Genomic DNA, 22,928 nt, shown 5'->3' with positions numbered 1-22,928 from the left:
CCCGCAGCGCATCCTTCGAGGCCGCGTGGACGGCGCTTCGCGTCGTCCACGCGGCGCCTCAGGATGACGCCGTTGATGTCGAGGCGCCCAGCTGGGCCACCGACACTCCTCCTCGCCAAATTCGCTGGCGCCATGGCCCGCCATTTTGTATGATGACCATCATCATACCAGATCGCCATCATAACAAACCTCGGGAGCACGCCATGGACGACCGCCCCTCGCCTGTCAGCTACGACGTCACCCCGCCCCACATCATGGCGGCGATGCCGGGGGTCGCGTTCGTCCGCGCGATGTTCGACGGCCGGCTGCCGTCGCCGCCGATCATGCAGCATATCGAGCCGTTCGACTGCAGCGCCGAGCCGGGCGTGGTGGTGATCCACAGCACCCCCGCGTTCCGGCACTACAATCCGATCGGCTCGGTGCATGGCGGCTACGCCGCGACCTTGCTGGATTCCGCGATGGGGCTCGCGGTGCATTCGATGCTTCCGCCGGGCCAGGGCTACACCACGCTGGAATTCAAGGTCAGCTTCATCAAGGGCATGACCAAGGACAGCGGCGCGGTGAAGACCGAGGGCCGCACGCTCAATGTCGGCCGTCGCACCGCCACCGCGGAAGCCCGCATCACCGATGCGCAGGGCCGGCTGCTGGCGCACGCCACCACGACATGCCTGGTGTTTCCGCTTCCAACGGGAACGCCCAGCGGCGCCTGAGGTTAGTCCATTGAGACTGACCGGAGCCCAGATGAGCGAGACCCGCGACCATATCAAGCCGCAGACCTTCGTCTTCGAGGACGACGGGCTGGTTCCCAACAACGTACTGCCGCTGGTGATCTACAAGCGCGCGATCGAGGTGACGCGCGCCGATCCGGCGCAGTCGATCGAGGACGTGTTCGAGCGCAACGGCTGGGGCCAGCGCTGGCGCGACGGCATCTACGATTTCCAGCACTACCACGCCACGGTGCATGAGGCGCTGGGCGTGGCGCGCGGCCACGCGCTGGTGCTGTTCGGCGGCGAGCGCGGCGAAGCGGTGCAGCTCGGCGTCGGCGACGTCGCCATCCTGCCCGCCGGCACCGGCCACAAATGCCTGTTCGCCAGCCATGATTTTCAGGTGGTCGGCGCCTATCCGCCGGGCGACACCATGCAGATCACGCGGCCGACGCCGGACAATCATCGCCGGGCGAAGCAGACGATCCCGCAGGTGCAACGCCCCGCCAGCGATCCGCTGCTCGGTGAGAGCGGCCCACTGATGCGGCTGTGGCGCTGAGCCGCAGCATTCCGGCCGATGTCGCTTTCCCGCGCCCATACGCAACGATGCCCGGGACCAGCCCGGGCATCGTCAGAGAAGTGACGCCTGACGATTGTTGTTGTCGTTAGATCAGGCGGAAGGACGCGTCCTTACCCCTCGTTGCCGCCCTCCTGACGGCTAGCTTCGAACAGGAACCAGGTGCGCCGCTCGGTCTCGTCGATGAAGTTTTCCAACAGGCTGGCCGAGGCGACATCCTCGAGTTCGTCGATGATCTTGTGGGCGGCGCGCATCGCCGCGGCGACTTTCTTGTTGTCGTTCATCAATTCAACCAGCATCTGCTGCGGCGGCACATAGCCGTCGTTGTTATCCTGCAGGGTCTGCAACTTGGCGATGTGACCGATCGAGCGCAGCGTGGTGCCGCCGATCTTGCGAACCCGTTCTGCCAAGAGATCGGTGGTCGCCAACACCTGGTCGGACTGCTCGTCGAGCATCAGGTGATAGTCGCGGAAATGCCGGCCGCTGACATGCCAATGGAAATTCTTGGTCTTCAGATACAGCGCGAAGGCGTCGGCGAGCAGCACGTTGAGCGCCGCGGAAATCTTGTCGACCGCGGGCTGCGGCAGGTCGGAGGGGGTGTCGAGTTCAGCGGCGATATCGGATGATTTGGATTTGGTCACGAGTTACCTTCCTATTGACATGGTACAAAACGGAACATTCGGCGAGCGCGGCTGATCTCGCCGTCACCCGACCGAGCTATTGCGTCAAATTTCTCAGAGCAAGCCGACGCTTTCACAAGGCGTCGAAACGCTCTAGACCTCAACGTGCCAGGACATAGTGAGTTCCGTGAATGGAACAAGATTCCCGCGGCACTTTTTAAACGGGCAGGCATGATGGATGACTGGATCGACTATTACGACTCCACCCACACGATCTACGTCAGCAAACTGCACCGGGACGTGCATTTCCGTCAGATCGCCGAGGACATCGCGGGTTATATCCCCTCCCCCGACGCCACCGTGCTGGATTATTCCTGCGGCGAAGCGCTGTCGGCCGGCCGGGTCGCCGACGCCTGCGGCCGGCTGATCCTGGCGGAGCCGGCGCCCGGGGTGCGCGGCCGGCTGATCGCCCGCTTCGCGCCGAATGTGAAGATCCGGGTGCGCTCGCTGGACGATTTGCGCAACATGGAAGAGAATTCCCTCGATCTGGCGGTGATGAATTCGGTGGCGCAATACATGACGCCGCAGGAGCTCGACACCGCACTCACCGTGGTCGGCCGGTTGCTGAAGCCAGGCGGGCAGTTGGTGCTCGGCGACATTCTGCAGCCCGACGTCGGCATGGCGCAGGACGTCATCGCGCTGTTGCGCTTCGCGCTGGCGCACGGCTTTCTCGCCGACGCGCTGTGGGGCCTGGCGCGCACCGCGCTATCCGACTACCGCGAATTGCGCAGCAAGATCGGGCTGCGGCGCTACAGCGAGGCCGAGATGATCGGCAAGCTCACCGCCGCGGGCTTTGCCGCCTCCCGCGCGGCGCAGAATATCGGGCACAATCCGTCGCGGATGACGTTTGTGGCGAGGAAGCCGGGATAGATTCAGTCCGGTTGGGGACGGCTCATACACAACGCGTCCGTCATTCCGGATTGCGAGTTCGTTAGAACGAGCAAGTCCGGAATCCATATATTCCCTGCAGGGGTTAAGGATCCCGGGCTCTCTCGCAGCTTCGCTGCTCGAGCCCCGGGATGACGGCTTGTGATTGTCAGATGACTCAAATCACGATGCTGAGCCGCTTCGCGGCGCGGGTGATGCCGGTGTAGAGCCAGCGGGCGCGGCTTTCCTGGAATGCGAAGCTTTCGTCGAACAGCACCACGTCGTCCCATTGCGAGCCTTGGCTCTTGTGCACCGTCAGCACGTAGCCGTAATCGAACTCGTCATAGGGCTTGCGCTGCTCCCACGGGATCTGCTCGATCGCGCCGCCGAAGCAATCGCCGCGCACCGACACCTTGGTGACGCGGCCGCCGAAGTCTTCGTCGGGCGACAACCGCATGGTGATGATTTTCGATTTCGACGCCGCGCGCGCCTTGACCCGCCATAGCCCGCCGTTGAACAGCGCCTTCTTGCGGTTGTTGCGCAGACAGACCAGCTTGTCGCCGGCCACCGGCAACGGATCCTCGATGTCGAGCCGCAGCCGAAACCTTGTGTTGTAGGCGCGGCGCGTGTTGTTGCGCCCGACCAACACCTGATCGGCGTTCATCACCCGCTGCGGATCGAGCTCGGTGCGCGAGATCACCTCGCTCTCGCCGTAGCGGCCGATGTCGAGGTCGCGGCCTTCGCGCACGTCCATCGACAGCCGCACGATCGGATCGTCCTGGGCCTGGCGATGCACCTCGGTCAGCATCACGTCGGGCTCGCAATCGGTGAAGAAGCCGCCGCCCTGGATCGGCGGCAGCTGCGCCGGATCGCCCAGCACCAACAGCGGGCAATCGAACGACATCAGGTCGCGGCCCAACTCCTCGTCCACCATCGAGCATTCGTCGATCACGATCAGCTTGGCCTTGGAGGCCGGGGCGTCGTCCCACAATTCAAAGCTCGGCTGTTCGACGCCGCTCTCGCGGGTGCGGTAGATCAAGGAATGGATGGTGGAGGCGTTGTCGCAGCCCTTGTTGCGCATCACCAAGGCGGCCTTGCCGGTGAAGGCGGCGAATTTCACCTCGCCGTTGACGCCGTCGGCGATGTGGCGCGCCAGCGTGGTCTTGCCGGTGCCGGCATAGCCGAACAGCCGGAATACCGGCGGCGTCGAGCCGCGACCGGGCTTGGCCTTCAGCCAATCGGCGACGGCCTTCAGCGCGGAGTCCTGATGCGGCGTGAATGTGGGCATGCGGTCTCGGGGATGCGATCCCGGCAGGGAACTGCCGCGATTCGACTCCCGCAAGCTAACCATTCAGGCGGGCAGCGCAAGCCGCCGATCGGCACAACGACCGTTCCCCGGATGCAGCGCAGCGCGCCGCAGTTTGCGGCGTGGTGCGCTGCTGATCCGGGGTCGTTACGAACGCAGGTGCTCGTGACGGTCCCGGTTCTGCGGAGCAGCGCTGCGCGCGGCACCGCGCCCGGGACACGAGGCTGAGGGATGGACTCTTACTGCCAGCCGGGCACGCCGCGCATGTCGGGCAGATGGTGGGCGATGCCCTTGTGGCAATCGATGCAGGTCTTTTCCCCGGTGAACAGGTAACGCTGATGCGCGACGGAGGCGCGCGGCGACTGCTTGGTGATGTCCATCGACGCCGCGCTGTGGCAGTTGCGGCATTCCAGCGAATCATTGGCCTTGAACCGCGACCATTCGTGCATCGCCAGCTCCAAACGATTTTCGCGGAATTTGTCCGGGGTGTCGATCGAGCCGAACAGATGGCCCCAGACCTCTTTGGAGGCCTGCATCTTGCGCGCGATCTTGTCGGTCCAGTTGTGCGGGACGTGACAATCCGGGCAGCTGGCGCGCACGCCGGAGCGGTTCGAGAAGTGGATGGTCGGCTTCAACTCGGCGAACACGTTGTCGCGCATCTCGTGGCAGCCGGTGCAGAACTTTTCGGTGTTGGTGGCTTCCAGCACGGTGTTGAAGCCGCCCCAGAACACGATGCCGGCGACGAATCCCGCCAGCACCAGCGCGCCGAGTCCGAACACCGAGCTCGGCCGCAACAGCACCTGCCACAGATCCTTGATGAACTGCCAGGCCCGCGCCAGCAACGAGCGGCGCGGCGCCGAAGGGTCGATCGCAGTCATCGCCGGCCCCCGGGCGCCACGTGGCTCAGCACAGAATCAATGTCGGTGAAGTCGTTGCCGACCGGCGGCTTGGCGGTGTGCTGCGGCACGTGGCACTGCGTGCAGAAGTAACGCCGCGGCGACACCGAGGCCAAAAATTGCCCGTCGCGATCCATGAAGTGGGTGATGCTGACCATCGGCGCCTTGGATTCCGTGGTGCGGGCGCGGGCGTGGCACGACAGGCATTTGTTGCCGTTGACGTCGATCTGATAGCCCTCGGTGGTATGCGGAATCACCGGCGGCTGTTCCGGATAGTTGCGGGTTTCGCGTTCCGACGAATTGCGCTGCGGCGTCATCAGAGCCGCCGGGCCTTCTTCGTTGAGCGGGGTGTCGCCGCGCAGCCCGGACGAAACATTCTGCGCCAACAGCGAGGTGGAGGCCGCCGCCATCACGACGACCACAGCGAGCAGGAAGGATTTTCGGATCATGACGCGGTCACCCGTTCGATGCGCACCGCGCATTTCTTGTAGTCGGTCTGCAGTGAAATCGGATCGGTGGCGTCGAGCGTCACCTTGTTGATCAGTTGCGCTTCGTCGAACCACGGCACGAACACCAGCCCGCGCGGCGGCTTGTTGCGGCCGCGGGTCTCGACCCGGGTGCGGATGAAGCCGCGGCGCGACTGCACCTTGATCTCGTCGCCGCGGCGCAGCTTGAGATCGGCGGCGTCGTCGGGATGCATGAAGCAGACGGCTTCGGGGAACGCCTTGTAGAGTTCGGGGACCCGCCGCGTCATGGTGCCGGAGTGCCAATGCTCGAGTACGCGTCCGGTGGAGAGCCAGAACGGGAAGTCGGCATCGGGGGCCTCTGCCGCGGGCTCATACGGAAGCGCGAAGATCCGCGCGCGGCCGTCGGGGAAGCCGTAGAACTGCACCCCGGCGCCCTGCTTGACGTAAGGATCCGAGCCCTCGCGGAATCGCCAGCGGGTTTCCTGGCCGTTCACCACCGGCCAGCGCAGGCCGCGCTCGCGGTGATAATCGTCGAACGGCGCCAGGTCGTGGCCGTGGCCGCGGCCGAACGAGGCGTATTCCTCGAACAGCCCCTTCTGCACATAGTAGCCGAACGCCTTGGATTCGTCGTTGAGATAGCCGGCCTCGATGTCGGACGCGGGATACTTGTCGACCTGGCCGTTCCTGTACAACACGTCGTACATGGTCTTGCCGCGAAGCTCCGGCTTCTTCGCCAGCAGCTCTTCGGTCCACACCTCCTCGATCTTGAAGCGCTTGGCGAATTCCATCAGCTGCCACAGATCGGAGCGGGCCTGGCCGGGTGCTGCGACCAGCTGATGCCAGAACTGGGTGCGGCGCTCGGCATTGCCATAGGCGCCTTCCTTCTCCACCCACATCGCGGTCGGCAGGATCAGGTCGGCGGCGAGTGCCGTCACCGACGGATAGGCGTCGGAGACGACGATGAAATTGTCCGGATTGCGGAAGCCCGGATAGGTTTCCTCGTTGGCGTTGGCGCCGGCCTGCAGGTTGTTGTTGACCTGAACCCAATAGGCGTTGAGCAGGCCGTCCTTCAGCATCCGGCTTTGCAGCACGGCGTGATAGCCGGGCTTATCGGGGATAGTGCCTTCGGGCAGTTTCCAGATCTTTTCGGCGATGTCGCGGTGCTTCTTGTTGGTGACCACCATGTCGGCCGGCAGGCGGTGCGAGAAGGTGCCGACTTCGCGCGCGGTGCCGCAGGCCGAAGGCTGCCCGGTCAGCGAGAACGGGCTGTTGCCGGGCTCGGAGATTTTTCCGGTCAACAGATGCAGGTTGTAGGCGAGGTTATTGGCCCAGACGCCGCGGGTGTGCTGGTTGAAACCCATGGTCCAGAAGCTGGTGACCTTGGTGTTCGGATCGGCATAGAGCTCGGCCAGCGCTTCGATCTTGGCGGCGGGCACGCCGGAAATCTGCGACGCCTTCTCGATGGTGTAGTCGGCGACGAAGGCGGCGTATTCCTCGAAGCTCATGTCGGTGGCGTCGTTGGCCTTGGCGGCGCCGGTGGCCGCCTTCTGCAACGGATGCTCCGGGCGCAAGCCGTAGCCGATGTCGGTCTGGCCGCGCTTGAAGGTGGTGTGCTTGGCGACGAACTCCTTGTTGACCCGGCCGGTCTTGATGATGTGGTTGGCGATGGCGTTGAGGATCGCCAGATCGCTCTGCGGCTTGAACACCAGGCCGAGATCGGCGAGGTCGAACGAGCGATGCTCGAAGGTCGACAGCACCGCGACCTTGACGTGCGGCGCCGACAGCCGGCGGTCGGTGACCCGGGTCCACAACAACGGATGCATCTCCGCCATGTTGGAGCCCCACAGCACGAACACGTCGGCGGCCTCGATGTCGTCGTAGCAGCCCATCGGCTCGTCGATGCCGAAGGTGCGCATGAAGCCGGCGACCGCCGAGGCCATGCAGTGCCGCGCGTTGGGATCGATGTTGTTGGAGCGGAAACCGGCCTTGAACAGCTTTGAGGCGGCGTAGCCTTCCCACACCGTCCATTGCCCGGAGCCGAACATGCCGACGCCGCTCGGGCCGCGCTTCTTCAGCGCCGCCTTGAACTTCTCCGCCATGATGTCGAAGGCTTCGTCCCACGACACCGGCTCGAACTCGCCGTTCTTGTCGTAGCGGCCATCGGTCTTGCGCAGCATCGGCTGGGTCAGCCGGTCATGGCCGTACATGATCTTGGAGAGGAAGTAGCCCTTGACGCAATTGAGCCCGCGATTGACCTCGGACTTGGTGTCGCCGTGGGTGGCGACCACGCGGTTCTCCTTGGTGGCGACCATCACGCTGCAGCCGGTGCCGCAGAAGCGGCACGCCGCCTTGTCCCATTTCAGTTCGGAGACCGCGCGTTCGGTGACGAGATTGGCCGCGCCCGCCGGCATCGCGACGCCGCCGGCCAGCGCCGCCATTGCGGCGGCTTCAAGTTTCAGCACCTGACGGCGATCGAGTTTCGGAGTTGTCATGACGTTTCCTTGCCGCAGCAGAGGGTGAGCTGATTGTTGGAAGAGGAAGTGCGCCTAGCCGGCTTCGATGGCGTGGAACACCAAGGCGGCGGAATACACGTTGGGCAGCGCCGCGATGGCGTTGAGCGTCGAGCCGATCACGCCGGAATCCTCGGCGTCGATCACCACCACCAGCTTGCCTTGCGGATCGCGGGCGAACACTTCGCAGCCGGCGAAGGCTACGATCGCGGCGGCGACCTCGTCGAGCCGTTCCGGACGAGCCTGCACCAGGATGCTGGCGATCTCGCCGCCGGGCGGTCGCACCACGGCGTTCGGATTCTTGAAGCGGCCGGAGAACAGCGCGCGGCGATCGAGGACGGGATTATTTGGCACGGGAACCTCCGTTGGCAGGGCGGGCGTCACTTGGTCGGCGGACCGGCGATCGACTGATAGATCCACACGGTGAGCCCGTAGCTGCCGACGGTCGCGACCGCGAGCGCGGGCATCAACACAGCGACGAGCAGAAAGAAGGCGAACACCTCCATGCGTCGACGACGCAGGTGGGTGCCCTTGTCATGGCCAACAGCCGACATGGGTGATCTCGATTGAAATGTGAATGATTACGGCTTCAGGGCCGCGCCCGCGGGGACAATGCCCAGAAATTGCCCCCGGCGAGCTTGATCCAAATCAAATCCGCTAACAACTCGGTCGGCACCGAGGTGATCATGCTGAAATGATGCCATCAGGCGAACGGGAACTCGTCGACGACGCCGAACAATAACGGCGCGAGCTTGCGCTGCGACAACGACAGCGCACAACGTACAACGCGGCGCCCTGAACACGCAGCACAGAGCCCAGAGCACGGAGGATCAAGCACTGAGCCTCATGCACTGCGACCACGAATGGCCGCTGCATTTCAACGCGTCGTCCCTGCACAAGCAGGGACCCCTACGGCGCGGACTCTCATTTACAGCGGAGCGGAGGTTAGTTTTTCACCACGGACGCCAGGGGTGATGGGTCCCTGCGTACGCAGGGACGACCCGTTGAGAGCCATTGCCGGATCGCTGTGATCGCTGCCCGGCGACGCCTCGGAGGTTAGCGCGCGGCGGCGACCGCCTCTTCGGCCGGTTCGACGATCTCGTCGGTCCACACCTTGAAGCTGACCAGATGATTCGGCCCGAAGGTCTGGGTGATCGGCACGTCGGCGGCGTCGCGGCCCTGCGCGATCAGCACGCGGCCGAGCCGCGGCACGTTGTTGCGCGGATCGAAGGTGTGCCACTTGCCGCCGAGATAGGCTTCGAACCAGCCGGCGAAGTCGCCGACGCCCCACGGCTGCGGCGTGCCCATGTCGCCGAGATAGCCGGTGCAGTAACGCGCCGGGATGTTCATGCAGCGGCACAAGGTCAGCGCCAGATGCGCGTAGTCGCGGCAGACGCCGCGGCCTTCCTCATACGCCTCATAGGCGGTGCGGGTGGCGCGGGCGTGCTGATAGTTGAAGGCGATGTGGTGGTGCACGAAATCGCAGATCGCCTGCACCCGCGCCCAGCCGGGCGGGGTCTTTTCGAACAGTTTCCAGGCGATGTCCGACAAGCGGTCGGTCTCGCAATAGCGGCTGCCGAGCAGATACACCAAGGTGTCCGGCGGCAGGTCTTCGACGGCGTGCTGGATCGCGTCGGGAACCAGCGGATCGGTAACGCCGAGGTCGCGGACGATGCCGTCGGCGAAAAGCCGCAGCCGTCCGGGCGGCGCGACGATGCGGCTGCACCAATTGCCGAACATGTCGCGATAGGGCGTGATCGGCACCGCCGGCGTCACGGTGAGAAAATCCGGCACGATCACGTCGGAGGCGCGGGTGAAGTGCACGCCGAGCACCATGATCATCGGGGTCGGCTGCTGAAAATCGTAGATCATCTCGTAACCGACGCGAAGCTTCATGATGACTATCCTGCGTGACAAGGGGCGGTGACGACCGGCGGCCGCGCGCCCGACCCCGGATCAAGCGCACCGAGTATCAGCCGCGCCGATCGAAACCGCCATTTCGCGTTGAGTATCTTCAACAAATGGCGATAACAGGATTCAAAAGCAAGGCTTTTGCGGCGGCAAAGTGCGGTTCACAACATAGCCATGGCTATTGCGGGGGAAACGGCGCATGATCGCCGGGCGACATCCGCTCCGTTGCGCTTGCGATCACGCTGCCTCCGGCATGCAGGAAGGTCTTCATGACCATGCGATCGCGCCGCGAAACCATTACGTTCCGCAATCCGTTCCAGCTCGCGGGGATCGACCGCGTGCTGCCGGCCGGCGCCTACGAGGTCGTCACCGACGACGAGATGATCGAAGGCCTGTCGTTTCCGGTGTTCCGCCGCGTCGCCACCATGATCACCGTCCCGGGCGCGCCACCGCATCGCTCGTCGCTGGAACTGATCGCGATCGCCGCCGGCGATCTCGCCGAGGCGCGCCGCCTCGACGCGGTGGCGCAGCCGACGTGACGCTCCGCCTTCAACACTGAAGCTGTCCCGCGTCGCGCTCGACGCTCATCGAAAGGCCCGTACCATGCAGAATCTCTCTCCGCGCCATGTCCGCACCGAGGAATCGCTGCGGCTCGGCGTTGAAGCCGGCTGGTACAGCACCAAGGTCAGCGGCACCTTCGTCTCCGGCCCGCACCCGACCGAAGCCGCCTGCCGCACCCGGATCGACGAGATCGACCCGCCGCCGGCCAAGAAGAAGCGATAACAGGCGCCGCCGCCGGGCTCACGCGGCGACGCCCTGCGGCTTTTGCTCGACCACCCCCAAGGAGATTCCGATGGCGCTTACCAGCGGCAAGTTCCGCAGTTACGATTGCGACCGCTCGGTCGTGCTGTTTTCGATGATGGACGAAGCCACCGAGATCGATTGCGCGGTGTCCACCACCGCGATGGACGCGCTCGACGGCGCGGCGCGCACGCCCGCGAACCAACGCGAGCCGCAGTTCATGCGGCTGCGCGCCAGCATCGAGGCGCTGGCGGCGCAGAAGTTTTCCAAATCCGAACTCGAAGGCCATCCCGCCGGGATCATTCTGCGCAGCATCGACGTCCGCAAGTAGCGCGCAGCCCCGCGCGGCGGATTTGCGCTGGGACGCCAGGCGTCGCGGGGCTATAAGGGCGACCGCATTTGTGAATTTGCGGAGTGCTTGATGAAACGCGTCGCGACCTGGCTGTTCTACGCGATCGGCGCGCTCGCGATTGTCTATCTGGCGCTGTACGCCTACGCCGTGCTGACCGCGCCGAAGCTGACGCCGGGCGAGCCGATCCGGATCTTCCGCAATCCGAATGCGCCGGATTATTCGTGAGGCCGGCTCGTTGCCGATGGCAATGCCTCTTTCCATTGAGCCGATGCGCCTGACAAACCAGACATCGTCGTCCCGGGGCGCGAGCAGCTTTAGCTGCGAGTGAACCCGGGATCCAGTATTCACCGCCCTGGAATACTGGATCCCGGGTTCGCTCGTTCTTGCGAACTCGCGCCCCGGGATGACGGCTTCTTTTGGACGGACGCACCGAGCCATCGAATGCGCTGCATCCGGTGCACCATAAAGTCTGACTCTGCGAGCCGCTCCCGCGCCGTTACGCCGTCGCCACGAAAGCCCGGAATTCGCCGGAGCCGGCCGGCGTCACCGGCAGGCCGCCGTCGGCGTATTCGTTCAGCTTGTTGCGCAGGGTGCGGATCGAGATGCCGAGAATGTTCGCCGCGTGGGTGCGGTTGCCGAGGCAATGCTTCAGCGTCTCCAAAATCAGATCGCGCTCGACGTCGGCGACGGTGCGGCCGACCAGCGCGCGGGTGACCTGTTCGGCCGCGAGCGTCGCGTGCGCCACCGCCGGCGGCGTCTTGGCGAGATCCAGCCGATCGCCGTCCGGCGAAATGATCGCCTCCGGGCCGATCTCGTCGCCCTGCGCCATCAGCACCGCGCGGTGAATGGTGTTTTCCAATTCGCGGACGTTGCCCTGCCAGCGGTTGCTGCTCAGCACGCGGCGCGCATCCGCGGAGATCGGCCGCAGCGGCACGCCATTGGCGGCGGCGTATTTCTTGGCGAAATGCTGCGCCAATTCGAGAATGTCGGCGGGCCGTTCGCGCAACGGCGGGATCTTCAGATTGACGACGTTGAGCCGGAACAGCAGATCCTCGCGGAACGTGCCCTCGCGCACCACGTCGGCGAGATTGCGGTTCGAGGTGGCGATGATGCGGATGTCGATCGGCACCGGGCGGGTGCCGCCGACGCGGTCGATCACCCGCTCCTGAATCGCGCGCAGCAATTTCGATTGCAGCCGGACATCCATCTCGGAGATTTCGTCGAGCAACAGCGTGCCGCCGGTGGCCTCTTCGAACTTGCCGATGCGCCGCGCCACAGCACCCGTGAAGGCGCCCTTCTCGTGGCCGAACAGTTCGGATTCCAACAGATGCTCGGGGATCGCCGCGCAATTGATGCTGATGAACGGCTTCTTGGCGCGGTTGGAGCGGCTGTGCACGTAGCGCGCCAGCACCTCCTTGCCGGTGCCGCTCTCGCCGGTGATCATCACCGAGGCGTCGGAGCCGGCGATCTGCTGCGCCAGCTTGATCACCTTGGCCATCGCCTCGTCGCGATAGATCAGCTCGCGGGAATCATTGGCCACCGCGGCCAAGACCGCGGCGATCAGTTCCGGATCCGGCGGCAGCGGGATGTATTCCTTGGCGCCGGCGTGGATCGCGGCGACCGCGGCGCGGGCGTCGTTGGCGATGCCGCAGGCCACGATCGGCACGTGGATGTGTTCGGCCTCGAGCCGCATCACCAGGTCGCGGATGTCGAGCGCGACGTCGACCAGCAGCAGGTCGGCGCCCTTGCCGCCGCGCAGCACCCGCATCGCCTGCTCGTTGTTTTCCGAATGCGTCACCGAGGCGCCGTTGTCCATGGCGATCTTGGTGGCGGTCGTGAGCTGACCCTTTAACGTGCCAACGATGAGAAGCCGCATGGATGTCTCCTGTCAGTCTGCCGCGCCCGTCGCGCCCGGCCGGTTCATTTCCGTTAGGCGCGCTCGGCCTTGATGATTTCCGTCATGGTGACGCCGAGCTTGTCCTCGACCAGCACCACCTCGCCGCGCGCCACCAGGCGGTTGTTGACGTAGATGTCGATCGCTTCGCCGACCTTGCGGTCGAGTTCGAGCACGGTGCCGGGCCCGAGCTTCAGCAATTCGCCGACGTCCATCTTGGAACGGCCGAGCACGGCCGAGACCTGCACCGGCACGTCGAACACCGCTTCGAGATCGGCGGCGATCCGCGAGACCTGTTCGTCGTCGCTGTAGCCGACGTCGCCGAGCGGCGGCGCGTCGGTGGAATTGAGATCGGGCAACGGCACCTGGCTGTCATTGTCGGCCATCGTTCAAGTCCTCATTGTCCGGGGGGATCGTTGCGCGACGCCATGTAGCGTCCGACCAGTTCGCTGATTTTTGCCTCGGTGGCCGCGCGCTCCAAGAGCACGCCGCCGTCGGCCCATTCGATCTTGCAATCGCCGCTGGCGATCTCGGGCTCCGCCATGATCACCAGGCGGCCCTCGAAGCCGCTCTGCTTGGCGAGCCGTTCGATCCGCTCGTGGGCTGCGTCGTACAGCATGTCGTTGATCCGGATCACGATGTGCGGCGTCGACACCAACTGCCGGAAGCAATCGCCGATCAGCGCGGTGACTTCGGTGAGCGGCTCGGCCGCGATCAGGTCGCCGCACAATTTGCGCGCCACCGCCACCGCGACGTCGACCGCCTCGGTTTGCAGCCGCATCTCGACGCCGGAGAACCGCCCCGCGATGCCGCGGATCGAGATGGCGATTTCCTCCAGCGCCAGCGCCACGCGGCGGTCGCTCTCGGCCTTGGCCTCCTGCTGGCCGGCGTCGTAGCCGGCGCGATAGGCCGCGGCCTCCGCGGCCGCGACCTGCGCGGCGATCTCGGCGGGCGTCGCGGCCTTTTCGCGCGCCGCGTCGGGCGCGCCGAAATCAACATCGAACAGAAATTTTGCAGGAGCAGCCATCAATACACCAGTTCGTCGTCGGCGCGGTTCTTGGTCAGCACGATCTCGCCCTTGGCGGCGAGGTCTTTGGCAAGGTTGACGAGCAGCGCCTGCGCCTCGTCGACGTCGCGCAGCCGCACCGGGCCGAGCGCCGCCATGTCGTCGAGCAGCATCTTGCCGGCGCGGGACGACATGTTGCCGAGGAAGAACGAGCGCACCTCTTCGTTGGCGCTCTTCAGCGCGATGCCGAGCTTGTCCTTGTCGACGTTGCGCATCAGCGTCTGCGCCGAGCCGGCGTCGAGCTTCACGAGATCGTCGAAGGTGAACATCAGCGCCTTGATGCGTTCGGCGGCTTCGCGGTTGTCTTCTTCCAGCGAGGTGAGGAAGCGGGTCTCGGTCTGGCGGTCGAAATTGTTGAAGATTTCCGCCATCACCTCGTGGGCGTCGCGGCGCCTGGTCTGCGACAGGTTGGACATGAACTCGACCCGCAGCGTCTTCTCGACGCTCTCGATCACTTCCTTCTGCACCGCTTCCATTTTCAGCATCCGGCCGATGACGTCGAGCGCCATGTCTTCCGGCAGAATCGACAGCACCTTGGCGGCGTGTTCGGACTTCAGCTTCGACAGCACCACCGCGGTGGTCTGCGGGTATTCGTTCTTCAGGTAGTTGGCGAGCACCTCCTCCTGAACGTTGGAGAGCTTTTCCCACATGTTGCGGCCGGCCGGGCCGCGGATTTCTTCCATGATGCCGCTGACCCGGTCGGACGGCAGATACTTCTGCAGCAGCCGCTCGGTAGCGTCGAAATTGCCCATCAGCGCCCCGGACGCCGACATCCGCGACACGAATTCCAGCAGCAGGTCCTCGACCACCTCCGGCTCGATGGTGCCGAGCGACGACATCACCGACGACAGTTCGCGCACCTCGTCGTCGTCGAGCAACGCCCAGACCTTGCCGCCATATTGCTCGCCGAGCGCCAGCATCAGCATCGCGGCGCGCTTCGGGCCGCTCATCGGCTTGCTGGCGGGACGATTGCCCTGGCGCATCGCCAGATTGGCGACCACGCTGGCGATGTCTTGGTTGCTGGCGTTGACGGTCTGCGGAACGGCCATGTCAGGTCACGCTGGCTCCTGAAGCCACTGGCGAACAATGGCGGCGGTTTCGTTGGGGTTGCGGTCGGCCAGTTCGCCGACGCGGTGCACCGACTGGGCGTGGACCTGGCCTTGCACCTGGGCGATGTCGATCATGCTGGGGCCCGGCGCCGGCAGGGCCTGGCCGTCGGGGCCGACCACGTTGCCGCTGGCGTCGGTCAACGCCGGCACCGAGCCGAGGGCGGCGGCATCGGCCGCCAGGATCCGGCGCACCAACGGCCGGATCACCATGAACATCACCACCAGGCCGAGCAGCATCATCACCGCGAGCTCGATGACATACATCACATCATCCTTCGTGAACTGCACCATGCCGAGCAGGCCGCCCGGCTCGGCGACCGGCGGCACGCTCGGAGCCTCGGCGAACCGCAGGTTGACGACCTCGACCTGGTCGCCGCGCTTCTGATCGAAGCCGATCGAGGAGCGCACCAGCGCCGCGATGCGGTCGAGCTGCTCCTTGCTGCGCTCCTGATAGACCAGCTCGCCCTTGTCGTTCTTGGCGTAGATGCCGTCGACCAGCACCGCGACGGAGATTCGGTTGACCCGCCCGGCCTCGGTGATCTCGGTCTTGGTGACGCGCGAAATCTCATAATTGTTGGTTTCTTCGCTCTTCTTGGTCTGATCGCGGGCCACCGCGCCGCCGCCCTGCTGATTGCCGGGCAGTTCGTTGTTGACCGTGACCTGACCGTCGCTGGCACCGGCGGTCGCCGAGGATTCCTCGCGCGACTGGCTGGAGCGCAGCACCCTTCCTTCGGGATCGAACTTGTCGGAGGTCTGCGTGACCTTGTTGTAGTCGAAGTCGGCGGTGAGCTGGACCCGCGCCCGGCCGCTGCCTACCACCGAGGAAACAATCGCCTCGACCTGGTTACGCATCCGTTTCTCGAAACCGGCGCGGCGCTCGTCGCCGGTGGCGCCGTCGCTCGCCGGATCGCCGGCGGCGCCGTCGGCGAGCAGCTGCCCGGCCTCGTCGACGATCGACACCCGCTGCGGCTTCAGCCCGTTGACCGCCGAGGCCACCACGTGGCGGATGGCGCGGACCTGCTGCGGCTCCAGCGCGCCGCGCACCCGCAGCACGATCGAGGCCGACGGCTCCGGGGTCTCGCGCGAGAACAGCGGCCGCTCCGGCAGCACCAGATGGACGCGGGCCGCCTGGATGCGGTCGATGGCGCGGATGGTGCGGGCGAGTTCGCCTTCCAGCGCGCGCAGATGGTTGATGTTCTGCACGAAGCTGGTGGAGCCCAGCGCATCCGACTTGTCGAAGATCTCGTAGCCGACGCCGCCGCCCTTCGGCAGCCCGCCCTCGGCGAGCTTCATCCGCAGCCGGGTGACCTTGTCCTTCGGCACCATGATCACGCTGCCTTCGTTGCGCAGCTCGAACGGGATGCCCTGGCGCTCCAGGTCCTTGATGATGCCGGAGGAATCCTCGACGCTGAGGTCGGTGAACAGCGTCGTCATCTGCGGCGTGGTGACGCGCATGATCACAAAGGCGAAGAATCCGATCAGCGCAGCGGTGACGGCGATCATCGCCATCAGCCGGGCGGCGCCCAGACCTTTCAGAAAGCTCACCAGACCTTGCACCAACCAGCCCCTCAGCTTCGGCACGATCGCAGCCGACTAGGCAAATCTTGCCTATGGGATGGTTTCAATATCGTTAACGATCCTTAACGCCGGTAAAGAAATCCAGACGCAGCAAACCGGGCGTCCCTCGCGGGAGCCCGGTTGTCAGAGAACGCGACGATCTAGGGTTGAATTTATTGCCGGTATTGCTGGATCCGGGTGGTGCGCAGCCCGGCGAGACCATGCTGGTCAATGGAAAACTGCCAGGACAGGAATTCGTCGACGGTCAGCGTATAACGGCTGCAGGCTTCTTCGAGGGACAAGAGGCCACCGCGAACGGCGGCGACCACTTCGGCTTTACGGCGGATGACCCACCGTTTTGTCCCGGGCGCGGGCAGATCCGCAATCGTAAGCGGACTGCCGTCAGGCCCGATGACATACTTGACCCTCGGGCGATGGGGCTCTGTCATGGCGTACTCACAAACTCTCAACCACTCAACTCTGAAAACCAGAATACCCCCAGCGACTTAAAATTTGCCTAAGCGTCACACAGCAATTTGAATCTCGTTACGGCGACGCTACGTGGCCAAGATCAGGGCGCGCCGGCACCGACTATTAACCTTGCTTATCAAGTGATGAAGACGAAAGTTGTCGAAAGGTTAAGCCGCACGGGGGCGTTGCCGCCTCCTGGCAACGCGGATGCCACCGCCCCGCGGCTCGCGAGCCCGTTGGATGCGCGCCAAACACGCGGCGACGGCGCAGCGGACGGCGCCAAAGCGACCTGTCAAATCTCCTTGATGAAAACGAGTTGTTAGTTCGCGCGTAGCAACACGAAGTCGCGACGCTGCGTTAGAACATTCTTCGATCGCTGCGCTACAACATCCCCAAGCGTCATTCCGGGGCGCGAGCAGCGTCAACTGCGAACGAGCCCGGAATCCATAACCCCTGCAGGGGATATGGATTCCGGACTTGCTCGTTCTTCGACTCGCAATCCGGAATGACGACGGGACTTCGATTGGATGCTCAATCCCAACCGAACGAACGTCAGCGGATCGAGAACCGCACCGGAACCGTGAAGCTCAGCGATCGCTGCGGCATCTCCGGCGGAAACGCCGGCAGCGGCTGGGCGCGGCGGATCATCGCCATGGTCTCGGCGTCGAGCGACGCGGAGCCCGATGATCGAGCGAGCCTGGCGCCGAGCACCTGGCCGCCGCGGCCGACGGTGAAGCTCAGCATCGCGGTGCCCTGCACGCCGGCCGAGCGCGCCTCCGACGGATATTGCTTGAAGCGCTGCAGATGCGCGGCGAGCCGGTCGCGATACGACGGCAGCGCCGCGGCGGCCGCAGCGCCGGCGGTGGCCGCCGCGGCGGCGCGCGCCTGACGCGCGGCGGCCGGCGGCGCGCTGGTCTGCGGCGCCGGCGTCTCCGCCGGCTTCTTCGCCACCCGCGGCTCGCGTTTGGGTTTCTTCGGCTCACGCTGAGGCTGCTCGCGCACGATCTGCGTCGGCGCGGGCTTTGGCGGCGCCGGCTCGGCCTTCGGCTCCTGCGGCGCCGCGACGTCGGGCTTCTCCTGCACCGGCGTCGGCGGCAGCGCCTGCTCGGGGGGCGGCGGCGCCACCGGCTCCGGCTCGGGCGGCGGAGGCGGCGGCGCTTCGGCCTCCTGCATCTGCGGTCCCGGCGGCAGGTCGAGCGGCTGCAGCTGCGGCGCCGCGGAGGACGGCGCCATGTCGACCATGATCGCCGGGATTATCGCGCCCGGCGGCGGCGACGCCGTGTACCACGCGATCGCCGCCGCGATCAGCCCGACATGCAGCGCGACCACGACGAGCGCCGACAGCGCCCAGCGCCGCAGGCCGGAGCGATCCTCCGCAGTATGCAGCGTGAACGCGTTCAACTCACTCGCTTCGGCCATCGAGGCCCACCAGCGCGATCTTCAGATAGCCGGCGTCGCGCAACAGGTTCATCACCGCCATCAGCTCGCCGTAGCTCACCGCCTTGTCGGCGCGCAGAAAGATCCGCTCGTCCTTCTGGCCCTTGGTGGCGGCGTCGAGCGTGCCCGGCAACGCCTCGCGGGCGATGATATCTTCGCCGACCGCGACCGACAGATCCGGCTTCAAGGTGACGAACACCGGCTGCTCGGGCCGCGGCTGCGGCTCGACGGTGGAGGCCGGCAGATCGACGCCGAGATCGACGGTGGCGAGCGGCGCCGCCACCATGAAGATGATCAGCAGCACCAGCATCACGTCTATGAACGGCGTGACGTTGATTTCGTGGGCTTCGACGAGGTCGTCGTCGTCGCCGCCGCGCCTGCCGCCGCCGAGCCTCACGCCCATGATGCTGCGCCCATGATCACTATGCCCGTCCGAGCCGCGCGCCGCGGCGGCCCTTGTCGCGGCTGAGCAGCAGCAACAGCTGCGCCGAGGCGTCGCCGAGCAGCGCCCGATAGGACGCGATCACCCGCGCCAGATGATTGTAGATCACCACCGCGGGGATCGCGGCGACCAGGCCGAGCGCGGTGGCCAGCAGCGCCTCGGCGATGCCCGGCGCCACCACCGCGAGGTTGGTGGTGTGCGCCTCCGAGATGCCGATGAAGGCGTTCATGATGCCCCACACCGTGCCGAACAGCCCGATGAACGGCGAGGTGGCGCCGATCGTCGCCAGGATGCCGGTGCCGCGGGCGATCCGCCGCGACATCGCGCCCTCGACGCGTTCCAGCCGCAACGCCACGCGCTCCTTGAAGGCGTCGTCGAACACCCCGCCCGACAGGCTGGCCTCGCGCGCCGCCGACTGGATCAGCTGCGCCACCGCGTCCTCGGCGCCGGCGCAGTCCTGTTCGATGTCGGGCAGCGCGGTGTCGCTCTCGAGCTGCGTGATGCGCTGCAGCGCCAGCGCGCGTTCGCGGCGCAATTCGAGGGTCTTCGACAGCCACACCGTCCAGGTCGCCAGCGACGCCAGCGCCAGCCCGACCATCACCACCTTCACGACGATGTCGGCGTTCTGAAACATTCCCCAGGGCGACAGGTTGCGCGGCAGTGCGGCGACATCGACGGCGGCCAGCGCCAACGTCGGCAGGCCGGTCAGTGCCAGCGCCAACAACGCAGTACCGGCGCTGCGCAGCCGCCGGGTCGTCCGCGGCCGGAACTCAGTGCGGTCGGCCGACGGCTCGTGAACAAATCTCATGCGATGGAATCCAGTGACTGCGGCGAGAGGGACAGCGAAGGCGAAGGCCCCGAGCGGGACGCGACGACGACGGTTGAAAACTCAGCAAGAATACCGGCTTCTTCATGGTGATGAACAGCCCGGAAACACAAGTTCAACTTTCACCCGAGTGGTTTTTCAGGTACACACTTATTTATGATCAAGCAAACCGACGCGAAGCAGGGGAAATCAGGCGAGCGGCCGGCTACAACGAAATCCTGCGAGACAATCCCGGCGCAATTGCAGCCGCAGACCCTGGCGGCGCTCGACGAATGGGCGGCGCACAATCAGGTGTCCCGCCAAGAGGCGGTGCAGCGGCTGGTGCAGCTCGGGCTGTCCGTCGGCTCGCCCGGCAAGCCCGGCAAGGCGATCCGCAACGCCCGGGCGATCGAACTCGCCGCCAGCCAGATCGATAAGCTGATCGACCCGGAAGCGCCCTCCGAGGAGCGCGATCGCCGCATCCACCGGCTCACCGAAGGCCCGCCGGAATTCGTCGAGGCCAGGGTCGATCTGCCGAAGCGCCGGCGCTGAGGCGACACGCGTCGCCAATCGCCATCAAGGCCTCCCGCGCACGCAGGGAAGCGTGCCCCACAAAATTGTACGCGAACGAACTTGTGTCCCGGACACGGAGCAGCGCCTTGGCGCTGCGCCGTGAGCCGGGACCGTTCCAAGCGCTGCGTTCTGGTACGGCCCCGGCTCTGCAGCGCACCACGCCGCAAGCGGCGTAGTGCCCTGCGTCCGGGGCGCGCTTCCGTCATTTCGATCTATTCTAAAGACTTTTCGAGTTGGATTGATGCGCTTCAAGATTTCCCCCGCTGTCATTCCGGGGCGCGAGCAGCGTCAGCTGCGAGCGAGCCCGTAATCCATAACCACCGCAGGGGTTATGGATTCCGGACTTGCTCGTTCTTCGAACTCGCAATCCGGAATGACGGCCGCGTTTGGGTTGGATGCTTCAATCTCAACGAAATGCACTAACCGGCTTGATCGGCCGGAGCGCCGATCAAGCCTTGGCGTCGGCGCGCGCGAGCAGCGCCAACAGCCCCTGCAGGATCTGCAGCGGCGGCGGCGGGCATCCAGGAATATGCAGGTCGACCGGGATCACCGCGGCCACCCCGCCCTCCACCGCGTAGCTGCCGGCGAAGCAGCCGCCGTCGCGGGCGCAATCGCCCAGCGCCACCACCCATTTCGGCGAAGGCGTCGCCTCATAGGTCGCCTTCAAAGCGTCGCGCATGTTCTTGGTCACCGGCCCGGTGACCAGCAGCACGTCGGCATGGCGCGGCGAGGCGACGAAGCGGATGCCGAAGCGCTCGACGTCGTAATAGGCGTTACTGAGCGCGTGGATTTCCAACTCGCAGCCGTTGCAGGAGCCGGCATCGACCTCGCGGATCGACAGGCTGCGGCCGAGCCTTTGCCGCGCCAGCTCGCCGAGCGAGGTCGCGAGTTGCTCGACCGCGACCGGATCCAGCGCCGGCGCGGGCTCGGTATGCGGCCGGCGGAACAGGCCCTGAAACAACAGATCACGCATCCTGGCGTCCCCTCACAGATCCGGCCCGGAATAGGAGCAGTTGAACGATTTGTTGCAGAGCGGAAAGTCGGCGACGATGTTGCCCTCGATCGCGGCCTCCAGCAGCGGCCATTGGAACCACGACGGATCGCGCAGATGGCAGCGCGCGATCGCACCAGCGGCGAGCCGCAGCCACACCAAGATATCGCCGCGAAACCCTTCGACCACCGCGATGCCCTCGCCGTCTGCGGCGATCGCCGGCAGCGGCGCGAGCAATTCGCCGGCGGGCAGATTGTCGAGCAACTGGTCGATCAGCGCCATGCTCTGTTCGACCTCGCGAATCCGCACCCAGACCCGGGCGTTGACGTCGCCCTCGGTCAACACCGGCACCTCGAAGCGCAACTGATCGTAGGGCGGATAGCACAGCTGCCGCCGGGCATCGAAGGCGCGGCCGGAGCCGCGGCCGACGAAGCCGCCGGCGCCATATTGCGCGACCAGCTCCGCACTCACCACGCCGGTGCCGACGGTGCGGTCCTGCAGCGAGGCGGTCTCGTCGTAGAGTTCGACCAGCGCGGGGAGCTGCTGGCGGATCGACACCAGCGCGGCTTCGATGGCTTTGCGGCCGTCGGCGCCGAGATCGCGCCGCACCCCGCCCGGCACGATGAGATCGCGCATCAGGCGATGGCCGAAGGCGATGGCGGCGGCGCGCAGCACGTTCTCGCGCAGCACGCCGCAATGCGCCAGCATCAGCGCAAACGCCGCGTCGTTGCAGATCGCGCCGATGTCGCCGAGGTGATTGGCGAGCCGCTCCAATTCGGCCAGCAGCGCGCGCAGCCACACCGCGCGCGGCGGCACGGCGAGTTCAAGCGCGGCCTCGGCGGCCAGCGAGAACGCATAGGAATAAGCCACGGTGCTGTCGCCCGACACCCGGCCGGCGAGCTTAACGCCCTGCTGCAGCGAAGCGCCGCTCATCAGCCCTTCGATGCCCTTGTGGACATAGCCGAGCCGCTGCTCGAGCCGCACCACGGTTTCGCCCGAGGCGGTGAAGCGGAAATGCCCGGGCTCGATGATGCCGGCATGCACCGGGCCGACCGCGACCTGGTGCAGCCCCGCGCCATCGACCGGCAGGAACGGATACGGCGGCTGCGGCGTCGACGGCGTATTGGCGCCGAGCGGCGCGGTGACGCCCCATTGCCCGTGATCGAGCCACGGCCTTGAATCCGGCGAGCCGACCGGCTCGAGGCCGAACAGATCGTGGAGGCTGCGTTCCAGCCGCAGCGCCGGCGGATGCTGCGCGCCGACCGAGGGAAACCGCCCGCTCGGACAATTCAGGCTGATCACCGCGACCTCGGCGGTGGCCTGTTCCAGCAGCGCCATGTGCACCGCGCCCGCCTCGCCCCACAGCGCCAGCAGCGTCATCCGGCGCTCCGCGACCGAGGTGGCAGCGCCGCTCCACAGCACTTCGTCGACGATGATGCGCGGCCATGGCCGCTGCTGCGGCGCGAGGAGGCCTTCCCGCTTCAGGTCGCTCAGCGACGGCATGGGGTCCTC

Annotated in this window: 27 protein-coding genes; 8 read left to right on the top strand and 19 right to left on the bottom strand. The window is 65.9% G+C overall.

Annotated elements, in window-relative coordinates; all coding sequences use genetic code 11:
- Window positions 1-203 precede the first annotated feature (203 nt).
- Window positions 204-710, top strand: a complete 507-nt coding sequence (locus HNR60_RS15640; protein WP_184259086.1) for a PaaI family thioesterase — start codon at window positions 204-206, stop codon at window positions 708-710.
- Window positions 711-741: 31 nt separating this feature from the next.
- A complete protein-coding gene (locus tag HNR60_RS15635) occupies window positions 742-1,263 on the top strand; it encodes a hypothetical protein (protein ID WP_184259084.1) in 522 nt (173 codons plus the stop codon).
- 131 nt (window positions 1,264-1,394) lie between these two features.
- Here the strand turns inward: HNR60_RS15635 and HNR60_RS15630 are convergent, their stop codons facing one another.
- Window positions 1,395-1,922, bottom strand: a complete 528-nt coding sequence (locus tag HNR60_RS15630) for a ferritin-like domain-containing protein (RefSeq protein WP_184259082.1) — start codon at window positions 1,920-1,922, stop codon at window positions 1,395-1,397.
- 213 nt (window positions 1,923-2,135) lie between these two features.
- Between HNR60_RS15630 and HNR60_RS15625 the strand changes: the two genes are divergently transcribed.
- A complete protein-coding gene (locus HNR60_RS15625; protein ID WP_184259136.1) occupies window positions 2,136-2,831 on the top strand; it encodes a class I SAM-dependent methyltransferase in 696 nt (231 codons plus the stop codon).
- Window positions 2,832-3,006: 175 nt separating this feature from the next.
- Here HNR60_RS15625 and HNR60_RS15620 read toward each other — a convergent pair whose 3' ends face one another.
- From HNR60_RS15620 to HNR60_RS15590, 7 genes are all read right to left on the bottom strand, one after another.
- Window positions 3,007-4,116 (bottom strand): ATP-dependent DNA helicase, encoded by a 1,110-nt coding sequence (locus HNR60_RS15620; protein ID WP_184259080.1) that lies wholly within the window; start codon window positions 4,114-4,116, stop codon window positions 3,007-3,009.
- A gap of 257 nt (window positions 4,117-4,373) precedes the next feature.
- Complete coding sequence (locus HNR60_RS15615) at window positions 4,374-5,012, bottom strand: NapC/NirT family cytochrome c (RefSeq protein ID WP_246432968.1); 639 nt, start codon at window positions 5,010-5,012, stop codon at window positions 4,374-4,376.
- Entirely contained in the window at window positions 5,009-5,479 is a 471-nt protein-coding gene (locus tag HNR60_RS15610) for a nitrate reductase cytochrome c-type subunit (protein ID WP_184259078.1), read from the bottom strand. Before HNR60_RS15610 ends, HNR60_RS15615 begins: the two co-directional genes overlap by 4 nt.
- Complete coding sequence (gene napA, locus HNR60_RS15605; protein ID WP_184259076.1) at window positions 5,476-7,989, bottom strand: nitrate reductase catalytic subunit NapA; 2,514 nt, start codon at window positions 7,987-7,989, stop codon at window positions 5,476-5,478. Before napA ends, HNR60_RS15610 begins: the two co-directional genes overlap by 4 nt.
- Before the next feature lie 54 nt (window positions 7,990-8,043).
- Window positions 8,044-8,361 (bottom strand): chaperone NapD, encoded by a 318-nt coding sequence (locus HNR60_RS15600; protein WP_184259074.1) that lies wholly within the window; start codon window positions 8,359-8,361, stop codon window positions 8,044-8,046.
- A gap of 26 nt (window positions 8,362-8,387) precedes the next feature.
- Window positions 8,388-8,561 (bottom strand): periplasmic nitrate reductase, NapE protein, encoded by a 174-nt coding sequence (napE, locus tag HNR60_RS15595; protein ID WP_184259072.1) that lies wholly within the window; start codon window positions 8,559-8,561, stop codon window positions 8,388-8,390.
- Between the two features lie 502 nt (window positions 8,562-9,063).
- Window positions 9,064-9,903 carry a transglutaminase-like domain-containing protein gene (locus HNR60_RS15590; protein ID WP_184259070.1) on the bottom strand — a complete coding sequence of 280 codons (840 nt, stop codon included), beginning with the start codon at window positions 9,901-9,903 and terminating at the stop codon, window positions 9,064-9,066.
- A 284-nt stretch (window positions 9,904-10,187) separates the two neighbouring features.
- Here HNR60_RS15590 and HNR60_RS15585 point away from each other — a divergent pair, with 284 nt between their 5' ends.
- The 4 genes from HNR60_RS15585 to HNR60_RS15570 all read left to right on the top strand — a co-directional run bounded on the left by HNR60_RS15585 (window position 10,188) and on the right by HNR60_RS15570 (window position 11,296).
- Complete coding sequence (locus HNR60_RS15585; protein WP_184259068.1) at window positions 10,188-10,457, top strand: hypothetical protein; 270 nt, start codon at window positions 10,188-10,190, stop codon at window positions 10,455-10,457.
- Window positions 10,458-10,521: 64 nt separating this feature from the next.
- A complete protein-coding gene (locus tag HNR60_RS15580; RefSeq protein ID WP_184259066.1) occupies window positions 10,522-10,701 on the top strand; it encodes a hypothetical protein in 180 nt (59 codons plus the stop codon).
- Window positions 10,702-10,771: 70 nt separating this feature from the next.
- Window positions 10,772-11,050 (top strand): DUF1488 family protein, encoded by a 279-nt coding sequence (locus HNR60_RS15575; RefSeq protein ID WP_184259064.1) that lies wholly within the window; start codon window positions 10,772-10,774, stop codon window positions 11,048-11,050.
- A gap of 90 nt (window positions 11,051-11,140) precedes the next feature.
- Complete coding sequence (locus tag HNR60_RS15570; protein ID WP_184259062.1) at window positions 11,141-11,296, top strand: hypothetical protein; 156 nt, start codon at window positions 11,141-11,143, stop codon at window positions 11,294-11,296.
- A gap of 271 nt (window positions 11,297-11,567) precedes the next feature.
- Here HNR60_RS15570 and flbD read toward each other — a convergent pair whose 3' ends face one another.
- The 9 genes from flbD to exbB all read right to left on the bottom strand — a co-directional run bounded on the left by flbD (window position 11,568) and on the right by exbB (window position 19,855).
- Window positions 11,568-12,947, bottom strand: coding sequence for a sigma-54-dependent transcriptional regulator FlbD (gene flbD, locus HNR60_RS15565; RefSeq protein WP_184259060.1), 1,380 nt, complete (start codon window positions 12,945-12,947; stop codon window positions 11,568-11,570).
- A gap of 53 nt (window positions 12,948-13,000) precedes the next feature.
- Window positions 13,001-13,351 carry a flagellar motor switch protein FliN gene (gene fliN / locus HNR60_RS15560; RefSeq protein WP_184259058.1) on the bottom strand — a complete coding sequence of 117 codons (351 nt, stop codon included), beginning with the start codon at window positions 13,349-13,351 and terminating at the stop codon, window positions 13,001-13,003.
- Between the two features lie 11 nt (window positions 13,352-13,362).
- Window positions 13,363-13,992: a FliH/SctL family protein gene (locus HNR60_RS15555; RefSeq protein ID WP_184259056.1), complete on the bottom strand. Its 630-nt coding sequence runs from the start codon at window positions 13,990-13,992 to the stop codon at window positions 13,363-13,365.
- Window positions 13,992-15,080, bottom strand: coding sequence for a flagellar motor switch protein FliG (fliG, locus tag HNR60_RS15550; protein WP_184259054.1), 1,089 nt, complete (start codon window positions 15,078-15,080; stop codon window positions 13,992-13,994). Before fliG ends, HNR60_RS15555 begins: the two co-directional genes overlap by 1 nt.
- 6 nt (window positions 15,081-15,086) lie before the next feature.
- Window positions 15,087-16,697 carry a flagellar basal-body MS-ring/collar protein FliF gene (gene fliF, locus HNR60_RS15545; protein ID WP_184259132.1) on the bottom strand — a complete coding sequence of 537 codons (1,611 nt, stop codon included), beginning with the start codon at window positions 16,695-16,697 and terminating at the stop codon, window positions 15,087-15,089.
- Window positions 16,698-16,870: 173 nt separating this feature from the next.
- Complete coding sequence (gene sciP, locus HNR60_RS15540; RefSeq protein WP_002714638.1) at window positions 16,871-17,146, bottom strand: CtrA inhibitor SciP; 276 nt, start codon at window positions 17,144-17,146, stop codon at window positions 16,871-16,873.
- 574 nt (window positions 17,147-17,720) lie between these two features.
- Window positions 17,721-18,587 carry an energy transducer TonB family protein gene (locus HNR60_RS15535; RefSeq protein ID WP_184259052.1) on the bottom strand — a complete coding sequence of 289 codons (867 nt, stop codon included), beginning with the start codon at window positions 18,585-18,587 and terminating at the stop codon, window positions 17,721-17,723.
- On the bottom strand, window positions 18,571-19,008 hold the full coding sequence (gene exbD, locus HNR60_RS15530) for a TonB system transport protein ExbD (RefSeq protein WP_184259050.1): 438 nt from the start codon (window positions 19,006-19,008) through the stop codon (window positions 18,571-18,573). The genes HNR60_RS15535 and exbD overlap by 17 nt, the downstream gene beginning before the upstream one ends.
- Window positions 19,009-19,027: 19 nt before the next feature.
- Window positions 19,028-19,855 carry a tonB-system energizer ExbB gene (exbB, locus tag HNR60_RS15525; RefSeq protein ID WP_184259048.1) on the bottom strand — a complete coding sequence of 276 codons (828 nt, stop codon included), beginning with the start codon at window positions 19,853-19,855 and terminating at the stop codon, window positions 19,028-19,030.
- A 174-nt stretch (window positions 19,856-20,029) separates the two neighbouring features.
- Between exbB and HNR60_RS15520 the strand changes: the two genes are divergently transcribed.
- Window positions 20,030-20,404 (top strand): hypothetical protein, encoded by a 375-nt coding sequence (locus HNR60_RS15520; protein WP_184259046.1) that lies wholly within the window; start codon window positions 20,030-20,032, stop codon window positions 20,402-20,404.
- Window positions 20,405-20,873: 469 nt separating this feature from the next.
- Here the strand turns inward: HNR60_RS15520 and HNR60_RS15515 are convergent, their stop codons facing one another.
- Window positions 20,874-21,398, bottom strand: a complete 525-nt coding sequence (locus HNR60_RS15515; RefSeq protein ID WP_184259044.1) for an NADH-quinone oxidoreductase subunit B family protein — start codon at window positions 21,396-21,398, stop codon at window positions 20,874-20,876.
- 12 nt (window positions 21,399-21,410) lie between these two features.
- Window positions 21,411-22,919 carry a hydrogenase large subunit gene (locus HNR60_RS15510; protein WP_184259042.1) on the bottom strand — a complete coding sequence of 503 codons (1,509 nt, stop codon included), beginning with the start codon at window positions 22,917-22,919 and terminating at the stop codon, window positions 21,411-21,413.
- Window positions 22,920-22,928: the final 9 nt, after the last annotated feature.

Origin of the sequence: Rhodopseudomonas rhenobacensis (assembly GCF_014203125.1) — a bacterium.
Classification (GTDB): domain Bacteria; phylum Pseudomonadota; class Alphaproteobacteria; order Rhizobiales; family Xanthobacteraceae; genus Rhodopseudomonas_A; species Rhodopseudomonas_A rhenobacensis.
Note: the sequence above shows the minus strand (reverse complement) of the source record. Positions and strands in the feature narration are given on the sequence as shown.